The organism is Bacillus sp. V59.32b (genome assembly GCF_003429085.1).
GTDB lineage: Bacteria > Bacillota > Bacilli > Bacillales > DSM-1321 > Peribacillus.
On the sequence record NZ_QVTC01000064.1, the window covers coordinates 1 to 19,422 of the forward strand.

Here is a 19,422-nt window from a genome sequence, read left to right on the forward strand (position 1 = left end):
CACCGCACGAGAAAATGCGTATGCATTTTCGAGGAGTCTCGCAGATTCCCTTCCCAAAAACTTTATTTAAAATGATGTAAAAATATCATTCCGCTTCCAACATCACTTCCGTAGCAATTACAACACTAATGATAGTAGTAACGATCAGTACAAGTACGACCGGGAACATCAAAACACTCCTTTTTAGCTTGCTTTGCTAAATCTAACATGTTTTTGCTGTTCCAAACGAAGGAGTGTTTGAACATTTTTCATCGATACAATGACAAAATTGTGAATACGATTCGTTAGCCGGTATCCTTCTGATCCCATAAGCAACCTTTTGTTTCCTTTATTATTTTCATCGTATTCATATTCATCTCCACCTTTTCCGTTATTTTTTTCAAATTAGAAATTTCGGTAAACGATCGTCTTATCGATGTATTCGTCACGTAGCTTTTTAATACTTTCTTGATGTAAGTATTCTTCAGCCGTGACATTTCGCTTTTTAATGGTAATTGTAAAAAACAGCATATTCAGGGTCATCAGTATCACCTCCCTTATGATCAAGCAGACCAACGAACACAAAAAACCGCAGAAGAGAAAGTACTCCTGCGGAAAAATGGGCATAGAAAGGCCGCAGGAAACACATTTCTTCCTACGGCCGGTATAGTTTGCATAATCATTTAATATCACATTTTTTTAAATGCAATCTGCACCGTTCAGGTCGAAACTGTGTGTATAACGATATGAAGTTGGATCCATTGCACAAGCTGGTGAATAAGTAGTCTTTGTCATCATCGTCATTTTCCTCGACCTCCTTTTGCAGATTTTATCTTACACTGGTAAGTATATCCAAGGTTCCCATCTTTGTAAACCCTTAATTTGCCCAATTCTTTATACAAATTTCGCAAATTGGGGATTTCCATTAAATAAGGATAAAGAAAACTTGTCGATTGACGAGCCCTAGGCGGAGATCAGACGTAGCTGCCCTGATATGCAGAAAGGAAAGTTTATACTTTCCTTTCTGCCAAAAAAAAGAGCCTGAAATACCATGTCTCGGTATCAGGCTCTCTGCTTTGTATTATAAAGATTCATTGTTTTCAGCAAGAATCTTTTTATATTTTGATGATAGCGTAAAGAAAATGATTGAGGCAACCAGAAATACGGTTGTTGCTCCCATCATACCATATGTGTCAAACATTGTTTTTCCTTCGGAAGGGATGATGCTGCCGAAATAGAAGAAAACGCCGACACATAGCAATGTAACTGCAAAACGTTTAAAATCGACCATTTTTTCATGCAATTTCTTCACAAAAAACACCTGCACCCTCTCTTAAACTTGTAATCAACGATTATCATTTTATCATAGAAACCCAGGCTAAAACGGCTGTAAATCTTGGGAAATAAAATGATAAGAAGTATGCAGGCTGGTGAGATTATTTCATCCGTTCAACCATTTTCAAGATTAATTGTGAGGAATGCAGCGCTGCTGTTTCCAAGAATTGATCAAACGAGATGTTCGATTCCTTTCCGGCAATATCGGAAAGGGAACGGATAATTACAAAAGGCACCTGGAATTGATAGGACACCTGGGCGATGGCGGCAGCTTCCATCTCAACAGCATATAATTCCTTGAATTTCCCTCTGACAAAATCGACTCTTTCTGGATCGTTCATGAAGGAATCACCGGTAACAATCAGGCCCTTTACCACTTGAATATCTTCAATTTCACTGGCAGCTTCCTCCGCCACTCTAAGCAGCTTCTCGTCCGACAAAAATGCTGGCGGCATTTGTGGCACCTGACCGTACTCATAGCCAAATACCGTGACATCCACATCATGATGGCGTACTTCTGTCGAGATCACTACATCCCCAACATTCAATGATGGCAGGTACCCTCCGGCCGAACCCGTATTAATCACCGCATCCGGCTTAAAATTTTCCAATAAAATAGCCGTCGACATCGCGGCGTTTACTTTTCCGATTCCCGATTTCAAAAGGATGACATCAATGCCATTTAAAAGTCCGGTGTTGAATTCACATCCGGCAATTGTTACCTGCTCCAGGTTTTCAATTTTATCCCGTAATATCGTTACTTCCTCTTCCATTGCTCCGATTATCGCAAGTTTCATTATACGACCTCTTCCTATAAATTTCTTAGACTGTATCTGCAAACACTATTTTACCACCAGTTTCGAATCATTTGCCATAGCGAGGGATCTTCATCTATTATATCCAGTTTGCAGGAGTATTCATCCGTTCATCCTGATGGCAAAAGAGTATAATGAATATAATAAGCTAAGAATAAGAGAGGGGCACCAACGTATGAGTTTTCAACTTGATTTAATCCGGGATAAAATAGAATGTTTCGAAGCGGAATCGATCAAGGCACTGGAGGAAAAAATCCAGTCACAAATTGAAGTAAACCAAGCAATCCTGCTAGAAGTCCACAATATCTCACATCAAATGCATGTTTCTGAAGATGGACGGAGATTTTATAGTGCCATGGTCCACTTTAAAGTGAAATAAAGAGACTTAACATAAGCGAAGATTTTTATTTAAATGATGATCTTTATAACTTAAACGAAAATCATAGTGATCCAAACGGAAGTATCGTCCACTTAAACGAAAACACAGTTTATTTAAACGAACGTATTGTTAAAAAGCGCAAACGGCCGATACGGCGCTTGCGCTTTTCTTGTTTCAATTAACTTAATTCGTTTCCTCGACTTTGACAGGACTCCAGCCCTTGCCGTCGACCCATTCAAGTTGAACCTGGTATTTTTGTGAACCATCCTTTGCCGAAACAGTCCCCTTGGCTGTGGTCGGTGAACCGCCATTTCCAAGCCACCAAATCGTCATATTGTTTTGGTCGATACCTGTTCCTGCGGCCATCGCTGTCGTCATTTCATTCCAATCGGCAGACCCTTTCTCAAAAGAAGTCGATTGCTTCTTTCCTGTTTGAGTTGTGCCAACCGGCTCGCCGACTTTTGGTTCCCCGCTATCGGTTTCTTCCTCGGCTTCGGTTTCGTCTTCAGTCACAGGTTCCTCGTCTTGATTTTCTTCTTCGGCAGAAGCATCTTCCGTTTCATCAGTGGTGCTCTCATTGTCGCTAGAAGATTTCCCGTCTTTTTGCTTGGCGGACTTATTTTCTGAGGATGCCGTCTCTGTCCGCGGCTCCCCGCTGTCGCCTAAAATAATCGTAGCAGCAACTACGACAATCAATAAAGAAACGGCAATAATTAAGATATTATAAATTTTATTGGCTTTTCTCTGTTTATCTTTCTTGTTTAAACGTGAGGCTGAATGTAAGGAATTCTGATCCTTATCCATGGATATGTTCCTCCCAACAATAACTATTTCAGCCTCCATTCTAACATGTTAAATCCCGAGATAGAAGCGATATCCCTCCTATGCGCCGATAAAGAAAAATCATTCCTTAGACTCATAAGAACTGTCAGTATTATCCAATTTATGTATCTCCTTTACCATATCCGCGAATACTCTCGTCATTCCTGGCGTACTTTCGTTTGTATCAAAACTGACAGCGACCATCGCATATTTAGGCGACTTGAATGGAAAATATCCTGCGAACCATTTATTTAGTTCTTTCTTTTCAATATTTGTTTGGGCTGTGCCTGATTTTCCTGCTATCTCATACGGTAAATCTTTTAAAAAAATTCCAGTTCCTTCTGGATCCGTCACGACGCCTCTTAGAAGTCGTTGCAGCTTCATGGCTGTATAGGGAGAAAGGGTGTCGCCAGGGAGATTATTTTTTGGGAAATCGTAAACGGTCGTGCCGTTATTGAACTCAACCTTGCTTACCGTCTTGACCATTTCTTTTTCCCCACCACGTGCGATGGTCGCCATCATATTGGCGATGGCGAGCGGGGTAACCTGTACATCCTGCTGGCCAATTGCTGTTTTTGCAATCATTTTTTTATCTTTCTTTAAATCGTCATTATGCCAGATGACGCCGCTTTCCTCCGTATCAAACTGAAGAAACGGATCGATATGATAGACCGGACCGGTCCAGCTGGAGGTATCTTTTATTCCTAATTTGCCGGCGTACTGTTCAAGAATGTCAGGATTCTCGACAGACATCTCCTGGGCCAATTCAGCGAATGTGCGATTGCAGCTCCGAGAAAAGCTTTGATCGAAAGTAAGCAGACCGTGTTCGTACTCCGTATCCGGGCTGCCATCTATTCTTAAGTTACAGTTAAATGTCCTTGAGCTATTGGCAATTTCTGAATCAATGGCCGCAGCGGCGACAATTACTTTAAAAACAGATCCTGGTGTTTCCCGCATCAACATCATATTTTTATTCCCGATATGATTTGGGTCTTCTTTACTAACCCTTGGTCTGGAAACAAGCGCCCTGACTTCATTCGTTTCAATGTCAATCAAAACCAGACCGCCTTTTTCAATCTTATGTGCATCAACCAACCGCTCGGCTGCTTCTTGCATTCTTTTATCTAGCGTCGTCACCACTTTGACAGGATACATCGGATTGGCCGGCTCGACATACTTAACATCGACTCCAAACAACGGCCCCCCGAATCCATCTACATGAAAAACAAGCTTGGATTCGCCCTCGGACAAGAGAAAGTCGTCGAAAGTCTTCTGCAGGCCATAGCTGCCGACCCTTATTTCAGGTGATAGTTCCCGTTCAGGATGGAGTTTCTTTTTAACAGACTCGGATTGGGTTGTTGTTCCAATTAACTGCGCCGCTAGCATGTTTTTATCGTAAAATTTTTCCCGCACCGCGAAAACACCCGGTATTTTCAATTCATTGATAGCTGAACTTTGGGCGGGTGTGAGGTTTATTGGTTTTGTTTCACCAAATGCGAATGGTTCTTTAGCTTCTTTGATGGCATCAAGTAATTGCTGCTCTGGGACTTTGATAATACCTGCCACTTTATCTGAAGGCCATGTCATGCTTTTGAGAAACGGAAATAGGACGAGTGTTGGGATCTCTTCATGAGCAAGCGGTGTCTCATAACGGTCGTAAAACACACCTCTACCGTCGTCTAGTTTCAGAATCTGCGACCTTTGGTTTACGCTCGCTTCCATTAAGTTAATATGATGTTTAGAGTAAGATTCCGTACTTACAAGCTGAACCTGCACAAGCCTGGCAATCAACACAAGCAGCAGCACGATTAGAAAAATAGCCATTCCTTTCATTCTTCTGCGAATCATATGAACACCTCATACACAGTCTTGACGGTGTACGGGGATTTAAAACGGGATTTATGAGTGTTATTTGAATTTTACTTTGGTAGGAGTCTTAATTTTCGATTCATGAGCGATTCCTGATTTTTACGAGCGTTTAGCCAAATTTACGAGCGGTTACCAATTTTTATGAGCGATTAGCCAAATTTATGAGTGATTACCGATTTTTACGAGCGATTAGCCAGATTTACGAGCGATTATCAATTTTTATGAGCGTTTAGCCAAATTTACGAGCGGTTACCGATTTTTATGAGCGATTACCGATTTTTACGAGCGATTAGCCAGATTTACGAGCGATTATCAATTTTTATGAGCGTTTAGCCAAATTTACGAGCGGTTACCGATTTATGAGCGATTAGCCAAATTTATGAGCGATTACCGATTTTTACGAGCGATTATCCAGATTTACGAGCGGTTATCAATTTTTATGAGCGATTAGCCAAATTTATGAGCGATACTCAAAATTGCAAAAAACAGCGGCACCATTTCTGGTACCGCTGCTTTGCTGTATTTATTTTTTGCTGATTGTAACGATCTTGACGTTCATTTCTCCGCCCGGGGTTTGCACCACTACAGCGTCGCCCACCTTTTTGCCGATGAGGCTCTTGGCAATGGGAGAGTCGTTTGATATTTTGCCCTCAAACGGATCGGCCTCCGCGCTGCCGACGATTGTATAGGTTTCTTCATCACCGTTTGGAAGCTCAACAAATGTTACGGATTTCCCAAGTGAAACTGTATCTGTATCCATATGGTCTTCTTCAATGATTTTTGCGTTGCGGATCATGTTTTCAAGCGTTGTGATACGCCCTTCAACAAATGCCTGCTCTTCTTTTGCCGAATCGTATTCGGAGTTCTCGGATAAATCCCCGAAACTGCGGGCGATTTTGATTCTTTCTACCACTTCTTTTCTTTTTACCGTTTTTAATTGTTCAAGTTCTTGTTCTAGTTTTTCTTTTCCCTCTTTTGTCATCGGAAATACTTTTTCCATAGCCAAAACCCTTCACTCCTTCTAGTCTCTACAGGAGACCTCCTGCTTCTCAGTTTATGTAGTGTATTCGCTTACTTCGGGACTAATTGACAACGGCCGAAGCTTTTAGATATATAAGTGCGCGCCTTAAAAAGGGCGCGCATCTTATGTAAGTCCTCCCATTATAAGGGAAAACAGCTGTCTTTAGATAGAGTATGACCTTTTGTCTGTTTTGTCCAGCCCTTCCTGACAAATAACTAAAATTTAGTATACCGCAGGGGCCCCTATCCTTTATTTATGTCATGTTATTACAAAAATGACTTTTGTTCAAGGATTGTTTTTATTTTTGTGACCATCAAATCGATGGCGACATGATTTTGGCCGCCTTCGGGTATGATGATATCCGCATAACGCTTGGTCGGCTCAATGAATTGGTTATGCATCGGACGGACGACATTTACATACTGATCGATGACTGAATCCATCGAACGGCCACGATCTTTAATGTCCCGGGACAGCCTTCTGATAATCCGGATATCGGCGTCCGTATCGACGTATAACTTGATGTCCATTAAATCACGAAGGCGTTCATCCTCAAGGACAAGGATTCCTTCGAGGATGATGACCTCTTTAGGCTCGATATGAATAATTTCATCTGAACGGGTGTGGAGGGAATAGTTATAAACCGGTTTGTTGATCGGTTTATATTTTAACAATGCATTCACATGCTCAATCAACAAATCATTGTCGAAAGCAAGCGGATGGTCATAGTTTGTCTTTAAACGTTCTTCAAAAGGCAGCTCGCTTTGGTCTTTATAATAATAATCCTGTTCCAGCATCAGGATGGAATGCCCTTTAAAGCTTCTAATGATGGATCTTGTTACACTCGTTTTTCCGGAACCGGAACCGCCGGCTACACCGATGACAACAGGCTTCTTATCCATGTTAGTTCTCCTTCCGCATCATGTTGTTTGCAAATACAGGCTTGTCTGACTTAAAGCGGATAATTTGCAGCGGATGGCGCGCAGCCTCTAATTCAATGCCTTTCTCATCCCAAAGTGTATCGATGGTTTGAGTAAAGTTGTCAATTTCCGGACCGAAAAATTCAACCTCATCCCCAGGCTTAAAGAAGTTGCGCTGCTGCATAGTAACCATACCTGTTTTGTCATCATAATGAAGAATTAAGCCGGCAAAGTCATATTTAGTTTGTTTGCTATGGTTCCCAAACATTTGCTGCTTATACCCGGGAGTTCCTTCAAAGAACGCCGATGCCGCTTCCCGGTTTGCACATTTTTCAAGCTCGTCCAGCCATTCCTGCTTGATTTTGAAGCCCGCAGGATCGGCGCAATAAGCATCAATGACTTTACGGTAGACGCTCACGACCGTTGCCACGTAGTGAATCGACTTCATTCTTCCTTCAATTTTCAGACTGTCAATTCCTAACTCAATCATTCTCGGAATCGACTCAATCAGCTTCAAATCTTTAGGACTCATCGCAAAAGAATCATCGTTTTCGGAGAATAATGCTTTTTCACCGTCTTGGCCAATCTCATACAAATCATAATCCCAGCGACATGATTGGCAGCATCCGCCCCGGTTTGAATCCCGGGCCGTCATATGATTGGACAGGGTACAGCGTCCGGAATAGGCAATGCACATCGCACCGTGGACGAAGGTTTCAATTTCAATATCGACTTTTTCCTTAATTTCACGAATTTCTTCCGCTCCTGTTTCGCGGGCGAGAACGACGCGGTCCACGCCTTCCTCTTTCCAATATTGCACAGCCTTCCAGTTGGATAGCGATTGCTGTGTGCTTAAATGCACCTCTACTTTAGGCGCGACACGCCGGCATGTTTCAATAATTAACGGGTCAGCGACAATAATCCCCGCTATACCAGCTTCTTGAAGGCCGATTAAATATTCTTCAAGCCCATCCATATTTTCGTTGTGGGCATAAATATTCGTTGTTACATAGATTTTCGCTCCGTACCCCTTGGCAAAATCAACGCCTTCCTTCATTTCCTCAAGCGTGAAGTTGCCGGCATTGGAACGGAGACCGAATTCCTGACCGCCGATATAAACCGCATCCGCACCATAATGTACGGCGATTTTCAACTTTTCAAGGTTACCGGCAGGAGCCAATAACTCCGGCTTCTTTACAATCACTCGTTTTCCATCGACGAGTTTCGATATTTTATCAGCAATAGCTTCCAAGGCTATTCCTCCTATCCATCAATACACGGTTTCTTTAAAGAAAAATCCTGTATCCAATTTACGGTCTTCCGGTTGAATCTCCTCAATCTTCCTAAGAAACTCGTCCTTTGTTTCCTCATATTGATCCGGATCTTCTACACAAAGATCAATGGCGCTACGATATAGTTTCGTCACGCCGACGATATATTCAGGTGTTTTTAAAATCCCGTCAATTTTAAAAGAATCAATGTCGGCTTCAACCATTTCCTGAAGCTCGTCGATGATGCACATATCGTTTGGGCTCATGATGTGCGTGCCGTTCTCGTCTTCAAAGATAGGATACTTATTGTTCCGTTCATTGTCATGCAGCAACATATTTTTTTGCTGCTTTCTGTTTTCAATTTCAAGCGCCTTACCTTGATATTCAAAATAATTGCCGAGCAATGAGCGTTTCGATTGGAACATGCAAGTCATTCCCTGCACCTGCACCTCAATCTGCACCTCAGCGTTTGCCTTCATTTCGATCAGCTCATCCATGCTGAGCTCTCTTGCGGCAACAGCCCTTACGGAACCGCGTTGTCCCCAATAGTTCGCCGTATACCAGTTCGTCACCGTTGTTTCCGTATTCCAGTGCAGCGGCATGTCAGGGGCAGCAGCGCGCACGGCCATCAATACAGCCGGGTCGCCAAAAATGATTGCATCTGCGTCAGCTTCTTTAAGAAAAGAAACATAGTCTTCCAGCTCATCCACTTTTTCATTATGAAATATCGCGTTCATCGCGACATATACTTTTTTATTGGCACTGTGCGCGATTTCGATCGCTTTTTTTACATCTGCTCTAGGAAACTCGCCGGCAAGTCGAAGCCCGTACCTCTGCTCACCGATTACAAACGCATCCGCGCCTGCGTCGACTAATGGCAGAATATCCGCCATGCTTGTCGGGGTCACAAGCAGTTCTGGTTTTGTCATATGCTTTTTTCACCTCTATGTTTGCTGATGGCAACACCATCACCTATCGGCAAAATGACCGTATGATAGCGGGGATGGTTCATGATCCATTCATTATACTCTTTTATTTTTCTGACCAAGCTCCGGATCCGTTTCGGTTCAATCGATTCTTCGTCTTCGGCTACTAAACCTTTGAACAAGACATTATCGGTTACGATTATACCATTACTCTGTAGAACAGATTCATAAAGTTCAAAGAATCGTCGATATTGCCCTTTGGCGGCATCGATAAAAATCGCATCAAACGGTCCATGTTCTTTGACAAGCTCAGCCAGTTCCAGCGCATCGCCTTCAAGTAAGAGGACTTGTTCCTGCTTGCCTGCTTTTTTTATATATTCCTTTGCCTTCACAATCCGCTCTTCATCTCTTTCAATGGTAACGATTTTAGCTTCCGATGCGGCTTCAGCCATTCGCAAAGCGGAATAACCAATGGCCGTACCTACCTCCAGGATTGCTTTCGGACGGCTCAGCCTGATGATTTGCAAAAGCGCCTCGATTCCTTCCGGCTCCATAATCGGCACATTAAAATCATTTGCATACTGTTCCATCTCCGCAAATAATCCCTTTCTAGAAGGGATCAGCGAATCTAAATAACTTTCCATTTTTTCGTTCATAATCATTTCCTCCCAGAGGATATTAAACGATGATTTCTACCCATAAAGAAAACTCGTCGATTGACGAGCCCTAAGGCGGAGATTAGACGTATGCAGAAAAGGAAATTTATAACTTTCCTTTCTGCCGAAAAAGCTCGGCAACTGCCGAGCAAAAAATTACACGTTGACTATTTTACCATACTCATACGGGGAAAGTGAACAGAGTGTCCTCCGAGATCCCCGTGTTAATTGTTACCTGTTATATGTTCCGCTTTTTTCTGATTATGCTCATCAAGCGACACCGAATATAGTACTTTCCCTTCTGGAGTTGCCAGGAAATACAGGAAATTGGTGTTTGCCGGATTCAAGGTTGCATCAATCGATACCTTACCTGCATTAGCGATCGGTCCCGGCGGCAGCCCTTTATTTTTGTACGTATTGTAAGGAGAAGCCACTTCCAAATCCTTATAAAGGACCCTCGCTTTATGCTCGCCTTTTGCATACAAAACAGTCGGATCCGTTTGCAGCGGCATGTCGGCTTCCAAACGATTAAAAAAGACCGATGCAATCTGACCGCGATCCACTTCTTCCGTAGCTTCTTCTTCAACGAGAGAAGCGATAGTTAGCAGTCGGTGCGGCGAATATTTCTTTTGCTCCATGGCATTCTGATATTCGGCCAAAGCGGCTTCGGTCGTCTTAAGCATTTCCGAAACTATCGTCTCCACTTTCGGTTCTTCTTCATAAAAATCATACGTTGCCGGATATAAATACCCTTCCAATGGATATAAAATATCTTTATGGTAGATTTCATCAGTCAGCAATTCTGGATATTGGTTCTGCATTTTTTTTATGAAAGCTTTGTCGTTTAATTGCTCGAACACCTCATCCGGGTTTTGTTTTGTTTTTTCCCCGATAATATTAGCTATCTGGACAAGCTGCTTTCCTTCAGGAATCGTGATTTTCACGGTTGCTTCCTGCATGAGCTTCCCTTTTTTGATGCTGTCTACTATTTCACTTAAAGTCATCGAAGGAGCCAGTTTATATTCACCAGCCTGAAAACCGGCTTCATTTCTGAACTTAATATAGTATTTAAAAACCCTGGCATTCTTAATAATCCCATTTTCCTCAAGAATCGAAGAAATGTCGCCCGTGGATGAACCGATTGGAATTTCAACTGTTTTAGCTGTCTTATTATCCGGATCAACCGGTTTGAGCGCCGAATTCACATAAAAATACCCGCCCAATCCAATCACGATTACCAACAGAAGAATCGATAAAGAAGTAATAAGGATAACCTTTCTTATCACTTTTGCTTCTCCCTGCCTCTCAAGCAAAGCACTTCTGATAGCGTCCAATTTTGATGGTTTATTCGTATGATCTTTTTGATCCATTTTCGATTCCTCATTTGTATCTTTCTCGTCCATATTCATTCCCCCTTCATCCAGCTGCATGGATGAACTGTATCTCTCTTTCAAACTTTCGCAAAATAACAAAACTATCAACATCGCTTATTATACTAAAACATCCAATGATTTTCACAAAATAATTTCTAATTCAACAAAGTTCCTTCTATTATTTATGACAAATTGTCTCAGGTTTTGTCAATAGGTAGGGAAAAAGGTGGCCACTATAGATTGGAGATTTTGGTGTGGGGTTCGGAAGTTTTGTCGCGGGATTCTCGTTTGTTGGCGGGGTGAATTTCGGTTTGCTGCAACTCTGCTGTTTTTGTAGCGGTAATTCTGACTTTGTAGCTGTTTCTCTCAGTTTTGTAGCCGATAGTTCCACTTTTGTAGCGGGAATTTTGTTTTTGTGGCCAACTCTAGTCTTTGTAGCTGAAATTCCGATTTTGTTGCCGGTTTGACTGGCTTTGTTGCCGGAACAGGAACTTTCGTTGCCGGAATTCTATTTTTGTTGCCAGGTCCAATTTTTGTTGCGGGAATTCCTATTTTGTTGACGGTTTGATTGGTTTTGTTGCCGGAACAGGAACTTTCGTTGCCGGAATTCTATTTTTGTTGCCAGGTCCAATTTTTGTTGCGGGAATTCCGATTTTGTTGCCGCTTTGACTGGTTTTGTTACCGGAACAGGAATCTTCGTTGCCGGAATTTTATTTTTGTTGCCAGGTCCAATTTTTGTTGCGGGAATTCCGATTTTGTTACCGCTTTGACTGGTTTTGTTGCCGGAACAGAAACTTTCGTTGCCGGAATTCTATTTTTGTTCCCAGGTCCAATTTTTGTTGCGGGAATTCTGTTTTTGTAGCCGGTTTGACTGGTTTTGTTGCCGGAACAGGAACTTTCGTTGCCGGAATTCTATTTTTGTTGCCAGGTCCAATTTTTGTTGCGGGAATTCCGATTTTGTTGCCGCTTTGACTGGTTTTGTTGCCGGAATAGGAAATTTCGTTGCCGGAATTCTATTTTTGTTGCCAGATCCAATTTTTGTTGTGGGAATTCCGATTTTGTTGCCGCTTTGACTGGTTTTGTTGCCGGAACAGGAACTTTCGTTGCCGAAACTTTGGTTTTGTTGCCGGATCCCTTGTTCGTTGCCGGAATCCTGACTTGTTCAGTAGTTCTTACCCAACTCGAACTTTCCTTGTTTAAACTCAGAAAAAAACCCCGGCGTGCCGGGGGTTATTCCTCTTCTTCTTCATTATCAAGGAATGTGTTGAGCATTTCTTCGATCATGTCCCATTCTTCTTCTGTTTCAATCGGCTGCAGTTCGCCATCTTGATTCTCTTCGTTTGGAGTGAAGGATGAGGCATGAATTTCAATCTCTTCTTCGTCATCGTCTGATGAGATTGGGTAGTAGAGCACATATGATTTTTTGAATTCGTCTGAATCAAATGTAAACAATACCTCGCAAAGCTGTTCGTTTCCGTTTTCATCAACAATGGTAATATTCTTGTTTTCTCCATGTTCCATTTTGCTCACCTCATTAGTGGTTTGATTGGCTATCTAAATATCCTTGTAAAATCATGACAGCGGCCATCTTATCGATGACCTTTTTGCGCTTGCTTCGGCTCATATCTGCTTCAAGCAAAACACGCTCAGCGGCCATTGTGGTCAGTCGTTCATCCCAAAGCTGAACAGGCAACCGGAATTTTTCTTCCAGAACCTTGGCGAAAGCCTCACTTGCTTCAGCTCTTGGTCCAATGGATCCGTTCATATTTTTCGGAAAGCCGAGGACAATCTTGGATACCTCGTACTCTCCGATAATTTCCTTGAGACGGGCTAAGCCAAATTCTTTTTTTACTTCGTCAATTTTAATTGTTTCCAAACCTTGGGCAGTCCATCCCATGGCGTCGCTTACCGCCACTCCAATCGTTTTTGAACCCAGGTCCAAGCCCATTGTGCGCATTAACGCTCCTCGCGTTGGTGCTTTAAATATGATTTAACTAATTCCTCAATAATCTCATCCCGCTCAAGCTTACGGATAACATTCCTGGCATCCTGATGACGGGGGATATACGCTGGATCACCAGAGAGCAAATAACCGACAATTTGGTTGATCGGGTTATATCCTTTTTCCTGGAGAGCCTCATATACTTGAAGAAGCACCTCTTGTACATCTTTTTCAAACGGTTCTTCAGGAAAATTAAATTTCATCGTCTTATCAAAGGAACTCAATTTTCTGCACCTCAATTCGCGTTAGCAGTAATTAACAGGTGTTAATTACTAAGATTTCCTTTATTGTACAACACTTTCTGTGGATTATGAAATCGATTTGACCCATTCTTCCACAAAATGCAACGCTGAATCCAATTTTTCGGGATCCTTTCCGCCGGCCTGGGCCATATCAGGACGCCCGCCGCCGCCGCCGCCGCAGCGTGTTGCGACTTCTTTGATCAATTTCCCGGCATGGAATCCTTGGTCGATATAATCTTTTGTTACACCGGCAATCAGGTTGACTTTGTCGCCCTGCGCAGAACCTAACACTATGATGACAGAGTCGAGCTTCTGTTTCAAATCATCCGCCATCGTCCGCAAGTTGTTCATGTCGACACCCTGTACTTTTGCGGTTAATACATTAACTCCATTAACCTCTCTGACTTTCGAAACAAGATTAGATGCTTCGATGTTGCCAAGTTTTGCGGAAAGGCTCTCGTTTTCTTTTTGAAGCTCCTTCATTTCGGCAAGGACACCATCAATTCTCGCAGGCAGGTCTTTCGGATTGGCTTTCACTTTCGAAGCCGCTTCCTTCAAAATAGATATCTGCTCGCTCATTGCTTGATATGCCGCTGCCCCTGTAACAGCTTCGATACGGCGTGTTCCAGCCCCAATGCCGCCTTCAGAGACGATTTTGAAAAGCCCGATGACAGCCGTATTCGGCACATGGCATCCGCCGCAAAGCTCGAGGCTGTAGTCACCGACCTGGACAACCCGCACGATATTACCGTACTTTTCGCCAAACAAAGCCATTGCGCCCATCGCTTTCGCTTCATCGATATTTTTGTAATCAATATTTACGTCCAGGCTTTGCCAAATCTTTTCATTGACGGTTTGTTCAATTCGATCCAATTCTTCCGGCGTAACTTGTCCGAAATGTGAAAAGTCAAAGCGGAGGCGATCTGGTTCAACAAGGGATCCGGCTTGATTGACATGTCCGCCAAGTACATCCTTTAACGCTTGATGCAGTAAATGTGTCGCCGTATGGTTTTTAATGATATAACTGCGATTTTCTACATCCACTTCTGAAATAACCGAAGCACCTTGTTTCAGCGTCCCTGATTCGATCACAACCCGATGCAGGTTTTGTCCGTTCGGTGCCTTTTGCACATCCAAAACGATCGCTTTCACATCTTCGCTGACAATGGCTCCTTTATCGGCAATTTGCCCGCCGCTTTCTGCATAAAATGGCGTTTCGCTAAGAATGACTTGTACTTCATCACCGTCGCACGCTTCATCGACTTGTTCTCCATTTTTTACAATTGCTGCTACATCGCTTTCTGCTTCTAGTTGATCATAACCGGTGAATTTACTTTCGACTTTAATATCCCCAAGAACGCCGCCCTGGATTTGCATGGAATCCACATCTTGTCTTGCTGAACGGGCACGCACGCGTTGCGATTCCATTTCGTTTTCAAAGCCTGCATGGTCGATCGTCATATTTTCTTCTTCGGCATATTCTTCGGTAAGCTCAACTGGGAAACCATACGTATCATACAAACGGAATACGTCCGCACCCTGGATGACGCTGCTGCCTTTTTCTATTTCTTTCTTCATCACATCTGAAAGTATCGCAAGTCCGTCATGCAGTGTTTCATGGAAGCGTTCTTCTTCATTTTTGATAACTTTCGCAATGAATTCTGCTTTATTTTGGACTTCCGGATAAAAATCATTCATGATTTCACCGACAACCGTCACCAGCTCGAACATGAACGGGCGGTTGATATTAATTTGCTTTGCATAACGAACAGCGCGGCGCAATAGACGGCGCAACACATAGCCACGACCTTCGTTGGAAGGAAGGGCGCCATCGCCAACAGCAAATGCTACAGTACGGATGTGGTCAGCAATCACTTTGAAAGCCACGTCTTTTTCATCATCCGTACGGTATTTCACACCGGCAATTCCTTCTGTAGCGTGAATGATAGGCATAAATAAATCGGTTTCAAAATTTGTCGGAACCTCCTGCACGATAGAAGCCATCCGCTCAAGACCCATTCCCGTATCAATATTCTTCTTCGGAAGCGGGGTATAAGAACCGTCCGGATTATGGTTAAATTGAGAGAAGACAAGGTTCCAAACCTCTAAGTAGCGTTCGTTTTCCCCGCCCGGAAACAACTCCGGATCATTAGGGTCATCGCCGTAAGATGGTCCCCGATCGTAAAATATTTCTGTATTCGGTCCGCTTGGTCCTTCACCGATATCCCAAAAGTTTTCTTCGAGGCGGATAATGCGCTCCGCAGGAATTCCGATTTTGATGTGCCATAGCTCGAACGCCTCGTCATCTTCTGGATGAATCGTGACGGAAAGCTTTTCTTTTTCAAAACCGATCCATTTTTCATCGGTCAAAAATTCCCACGCCCATGTAATCGCTTCTTCTTTAAAATATTCGCCGATTGAAAAGTTGCCGAGCATTTCAAAGAAAGTATGGTGGCGGGCGGTTTTTCCGACATTTTCGATATCATTCGTACGAATCGACTTCTGTGCATTCGTAATTCGCGGATTTTCCGGGATAACACGGCCGTCAAAATATTTCTTTAACGTCGCCACCCCTGAATTAATCCATAGTAACGACGGATCATCATGCGGCACTAACGGTGCACTTGGTTCAATATTATGTCCTTTTTCCTGAAAGAAATCTAAAAACATTTGGCGGATTTGGCCGCCGGTTAACTTTTTCATATCTATTTCCTCCTTCGATTGATTACGCTTTTTGGACGCAAAAAAACCCTCATCCCTTGACAGGGACGAGAGTTAACTCGCGGTACCACCCTGATTATGAATGCACAAAGAGCACTCATCACCTTAATCGAGCCTTAACGCGGCAAACGATAGGTATTAGCTACACTCCGGATTAGCTTTCTGCTGTTCTTCATCTGGAATTTCTTTCAGCCCGGGAAATTCCTCTCTTCCGTGCGATCTGCACTCAGACGGTCTTCAGCATACTTGATCCTTCTACGATTTCAATTATTCAATCTATTCTTATGTAATGGATTATATTCACAAGTGATATATTTGTCAATGTTTTGTGGAAAAGGGATAGTGTTCTGTAAAATTGACCTCCGGATAATCTGCCCTATCCAAGTATTTTTTGGCTGGTCGTTTAATTTGTGCTCGTTAATTTTGATTTCTGCTCAATTATTTGAATTTGTGTTCGTTAATCTGGATTTGTGCTCGTTAATTCAGATTTCTGCTCGATTATTTTAATTTGTGCTCGATTATCCGAATTTGTGCTCGATTATCCGAATTTGTGCTCGTTCATCGAAATTTGTGCTCGATTATCATTATTTCTGCTCGTTCATGAGAATTTGTGCTCGTTAATCTGGATTTGTGCTCGTTAATGCGGATTTGTGCTCGATTATTTTAATTTGTGCTCGATTATCCGAATTTGTGCTCGATTATCATTATTTCTGCTCGTTCATGAGAATTTGTGCTCGATTATCATAATTTCTGCTCGATCACCCAAATCTCCTGCTCACCTCACAACCGCTTCTTTCTTCTTCGCAAAATGATTCCGGGCATGGAGAATACATACCTTAAGCACCGCAAGCACCGGCACTGCGAGGATCAACCCCATAATGCCGCCGACCTCTCCGCCGGCCAATAGCGCAAGAATGATGAACAAAGGATGCATATGCAGGCTTTTGCCAACGATTAACGGAGACAGGACATTGCCTTCCAAAAACTGCAGCACGAACACAATCCCCACTGTGATAAGGGCCATCTTCAAGGAAATCGAAGCGGCAATAATCACCGCGGGCACGGCTCCAATGATCGGCCCGAAATAGGGAATCACATTCGTGATACCGATAATGAGGCCTAACACTAAAGGATAGTCCATTCCGACCATCCAAAACAGCAGCGCGGAAATCGTACCAATCAACGCACAGACCAGAATCTGTCCGCGGATATAGCTGCCAAGCGACGCGTCAATATCATTCAGGAAAGCAATCCCCTGCTTACGCCATCGCTTAGGCGTCAAATACCAGACCATCTTCTTAATGGAATCAAAATCTTTTAAAATATAAAACGCCAAAAACGGAATTAAAGCAATCAGGACGATAAAATCAAAAATTTTCATCAAGTTTTCCATCACGACTGTCATGAGCTTTTCAAGGCGGTTTTCCATCATGGTAATCCCCTCTTCCAGCCTTTCATGAACCCCGAATGGCCAGTTGGAGGTTCTGTTTTCAAAGTCTGTGACCCAGTAACGGTACTGCTCAGCAACAGCCGGAGCACTTTCCGAAAGCTCCCGGATCTGCGAAACGATCGCCGGAATCCCCTTATAGATTCCGTAACCAAACCCGCCAAAGAAAAGCAAGTAAATGATTACAATCGACAAGCCGCGGTGGAGCCCTTTTTCATGAAGGATTTCAACGATAGGATGCAGAAGATAGCTGATAAAGGCCGCAATCATAAAAGGTAGCAAAACGGTAAAAAGGATTTGGACGATTGGAAGCCAGATCGGCTGTAATTTCATGAATATGTAAAGGACGATAAACAATAACAGCAAAAATCCCAGTCGGTAAAACCATTTCACACGGATATCCATTGAATCGCCTCCACTTCTATTGTTCGTGCAGGGCGGGGATTTCATGCAAAAATGTGGGGGTTCGCTACAAAATCAGAAAACCGCTACAAAAGTAGTCATTTTCACTACAAAACCGAAGGCTCGCTACAAAACCTAATACAAAATCCTCAAAAAAAACGAAACCCTGCCAAATTGACAGAGTTTCGTTTTCATATTTTTACATAGTAAAGCGGCGGTCGCTTTCGTCGAACAAATCATCCAAGGAGCTTAAACTTCCATCCTCTTCGACCTGATGTGTATGAATCACTCCGTCCAAAAGTGACATTTCAATAAAACAGTTCCAGCAGTAAAATTGATTCACGCCAATCTTTCCAATATCCTTACTGCTGCAATTCGGACATATTATTTCCATTACAAGGCACCTCACTGATCATCAACAGAAATCACGATGGAATCCTTTCCAAGCTCCGGCGGCCTATTTGATTCCACCACCCGCTTGCCCTCCGTTATTTCAGAGAAAAATCCATCCGTCGTTTCATATGCTACAATCGTGCCCATTTTTTCCAGGAAATATACATCATGCAGCAGGCCCAGCTCTTCGCCTGAATCGGTCAGAAGCATTTTTCCAAAGAGTGCATCCGTATTGAATAAATGAGACCCGGCCGGCGACTTTGTAGGGAGTTCATCTGTGGACAGGACGATTCCCGCCGAACCGAACGATGCCACATCACCCAATGAAAGATAAGCAGCTCTTTTAAAAAATGCCTTTCGATGAACGATGATTCCAACGACCTTTCCTGAATCGGAAATACAAATATCCGTAACATGCCCGATTGTTTCGCCATGCCGGGTATACACCGGCATTCCTTTTAGCAAAGAAAATGTTCGCAAAGGAGACCTCCCACCTTTCCCAACATTTTTAGTATCAGTTATTTAATTTGCATTCATAAGGGGAAAGGTTTCCCAAAGCAAACTGTAGATTTTCCCATTATAAAAGGACCAGGCTAGGTCCTGCTAAAGATGTAATTCACATTTTTAAAAAGGAGTGATACGCATGGCACAACAAATCGATGTAAACCAGTTAAATCAAGCGAAAGCGAATGTGACGCTCACCCAGACTTTACTAACCCAAGCGATTGAAAAGTCTTCTTCAGACCCGACTATGGCGCAAGAAGCCATCAAACAAGCTGCCAATGCAGTTAGTCAAGTACAGAGTGCAGCCCAATCCCAACAATCTAAATAAAATGTAAAATCCCCTGC

Annotated in this window: 20 protein-coding genes; 2 read left to right on the forward strand and 18 right to left on the reverse strand. The window is 42.9% G+C overall.

Annotated features, from left to right (window positions below):
- Positions 1 to 384: 384 nt before the first annotated feature.
- The 3 genes from D0463_RS14850 to mtnN all read right to left on the reverse strand — a co-directional run bounded on the left by D0463_RS14850 (position 385) and on the right by mtnN (position 2,111).
- Positions 385 to 522: a YrzI family small protein gene (locus tag D0463_RS14850; protein ID WP_117308170.1), complete on the reverse strand. Its 138-nt coding sequence runs from the start codon at positions 520 to 522 to the stop codon at positions 385 to 387.
- Positions 523 to 1,060: 538 nt separating this feature from the next.
- Positions 1,061 to 1,291: a YrhC family protein gene (locus D0463_RS14855; RefSeq protein ID WP_254052819.1), complete on the reverse strand. Its 231-nt coding sequence runs from the start codon at positions 1,289 to 1,291 to the stop codon at positions 1,061 to 1,063.
- Positions 1,292 to 1,415: 124 nt separating this feature from the next.
- Positions 1,416 to 2,111 carry a 5'-methylthioadenosine/S-adenosylhomocysteine nucleosidase gene (mtnN, locus tag D0463_RS14860; RefSeq protein WP_117308171.1) on the reverse strand — a complete coding sequence of 232 codons (696 nt, stop codon included), beginning with the start codon at positions 2,109 to 2,111 and terminating at the stop codon, positions 1,416 to 1,418.
- Between the two features lie 193 nt (positions 2,112 to 2,304).
- Between mtnN and D0463_RS14865 the strand changes: the two genes are divergently transcribed.
- Positions 2,305 to 2,508 carry a DUF2536 family protein gene (locus tag D0463_RS14865; protein ID WP_117308172.1) on the forward strand — a complete coding sequence of 68 codons (204 nt, stop codon included), beginning with the start codon at positions 2,305 to 2,307 and terminating at the stop codon, positions 2,506 to 2,508.
- Between the two features lie 183 nt (positions 2,509 to 2,691).
- Here D0463_RS14865 and D0463_RS14870 read toward each other — a convergent pair whose 3' ends face one another.
- The 15 genes from D0463_RS14870 to D0463_RS14940 form a co-directional block, all read right to left on the reverse strand.
- On the reverse strand, positions 2,692 to 3,312 hold the full coding sequence (locus D0463_RS14870; RefSeq protein ID WP_160118449.1) for a YrrS family protein: 621 nt from the start codon (positions 3,310 to 3,312) through the stop codon (positions 2,692 to 2,694).
- A gap of 99 nt (positions 3,313 to 3,411) precedes the next feature.
- On the reverse strand, positions 3,412 to 5,178 hold the full coding sequence (locus D0463_RS14875) for a peptidoglycan D,D-transpeptidase FtsI family protein (protein WP_117308174.1): 1,767 nt from the start codon (positions 5,176 to 5,178) through the stop codon (positions 3,412 to 3,414).
- Between the two features lie 544 nt (positions 5,179 to 5,722).
- Complete coding sequence (gene greA / locus D0463_RS14880; RefSeq protein ID WP_117308175.1) at positions 5,723 to 6,205, reverse strand: transcription elongation factor GreA; 483 nt, start codon at positions 6,203 to 6,205, stop codon at positions 5,723 to 5,725.
- A gap of 281 nt (positions 6,206 to 6,486) precedes the next feature.
- Entirely contained in the window at positions 6,487 to 7,122 is a 636-nt protein-coding gene (udk, locus tag D0463_RS14885) for a uridine kinase (protein ID WP_117308176.1), read from the reverse strand.
- 1 nt (position 7,123) lies between these two features.
- Positions 7,124 to 8,392 (reverse strand): peptidase U32 family protein, encoded by a 1,269-nt coding sequence (locus D0463_RS14890; protein ID WP_117308177.1) that lies wholly within the window; start codon positions 8,390 to 8,392, stop codon positions 7,124 to 7,126.
- 18 nt (positions 8,393 to 8,410) lie between these two features.
- Positions 8,411 to 9,340 carry a peptidase U32 family protein gene (locus D0463_RS14895; protein ID WP_117308178.1) on the reverse strand — a complete coding sequence of 310 codons (930 nt, stop codon included), beginning with the start codon at positions 9,338 to 9,340 and terminating at the stop codon, positions 8,411 to 8,413.
- On the reverse strand, positions 9,337 to 9,993 hold the full coding sequence (locus D0463_RS14900; protein ID WP_174234335.1) for an O-methyltransferase: 657 nt from the start codon (positions 9,991 to 9,993) through the stop codon (positions 9,337 to 9,339). Before D0463_RS14900 ends, D0463_RS14895 begins: the two co-directional genes overlap by 4 nt.
- 224 nt (positions 9,994 to 10,217) lie before the next feature.
- Positions 10,218 to 11,396, reverse strand: coding sequence for an endolytic transglycosylase MltG (gene mltG, locus D0463_RS14905; RefSeq protein ID WP_254052820.1), 1,179 nt, complete (start codon positions 11,394 to 11,396; stop codon positions 10,218 to 10,220).
- Between the two features lie 1,200 nt (positions 11,397 to 12,596).
- Positions 12,597 to 12,887, reverse strand: coding sequence for a DUF1292 domain-containing protein (locus D0463_RS14910; protein ID WP_117308179.1), 291 nt, complete (start codon positions 12,885 to 12,887; stop codon positions 12,597 to 12,599).
- Positions 12,888 to 12,900: 13 nt separating this feature from the next.
- Positions 12,901 to 13,323 (reverse strand): Holliday junction resolvase RuvX, encoded by a 423-nt coding sequence (gene ruvX / locus D0463_RS14915; protein WP_117308180.1) that lies wholly within the window; start codon positions 13,321 to 13,323, stop codon positions 12,901 to 12,903.
- On the reverse strand, positions 13,323 to 13,592 hold the full coding sequence (locus D0463_RS14920) for an IreB family regulatory phosphoprotein (RefSeq protein WP_117308181.1): 270 nt from the start codon (positions 13,590 to 13,592) through the stop codon (positions 13,323 to 13,325). Before D0463_RS14920 ends, ruvX begins: the two co-directional genes overlap by 1 nt.
- Positions 13,593 to 13,676: 84 nt before the next feature.
- The gene (alaS, locus tag D0463_RS14925) at positions 13,677 to 16,313 is read right to left on the reverse strand and encodes an alanine--tRNA ligase (RefSeq protein WP_117308182.1); all 2,637 of its coding nucleotides are present in this window, start codon (positions 16,311 to 16,313) and stop codon (positions 13,677 to 13,679) included.
- Between the two features lie 793 nt (positions 16,314 to 17,106).
- A complete protein-coding gene (locus tag D0463_RS14930; RefSeq protein WP_117308183.1) occupies positions 17,107 to 18,183 on the reverse strand; it encodes an AI-2E family transporter in 1,077 nt (358 codons plus the stop codon).
- Positions 18,184 to 18,379: 196 nt separating this feature from the next.
- The gene (locus D0463_RS14935; protein ID WP_117308184.1) at positions 18,380 to 18,574 is read right to left on the reverse strand and encodes a hypothetical protein; all 195 of its coding nucleotides are present in this window, start codon (positions 18,572 to 18,574) and stop codon (positions 18,380 to 18,382) included.
- Between the two features lie 11 nt (positions 18,575 to 18,585).
- Positions 18,586 to 19,053 carry a PRC-barrel domain-containing protein gene (locus tag D0463_RS14940; RefSeq protein WP_117308185.1) on the reverse strand — a complete coding sequence of 156 codons (468 nt, stop codon included), beginning with the start codon at positions 19,051 to 19,053 and terminating at the stop codon, positions 18,586 to 18,588.
- Between the two features lie 163 nt (positions 19,054 to 19,216).
- Between D0463_RS14940 and D0463_RS14945 the strand changes: the two genes are divergently transcribed.
- Entirely contained in the window at positions 19,217 to 19,405 is a 189-nt protein-coding gene (locus D0463_RS14945; RefSeq protein ID WP_117308186.1) for a hypothetical protein, read from the forward strand.
- The last annotated feature ends 17 nt before the right edge of the window (positions 19,406 to 19,422 follow it).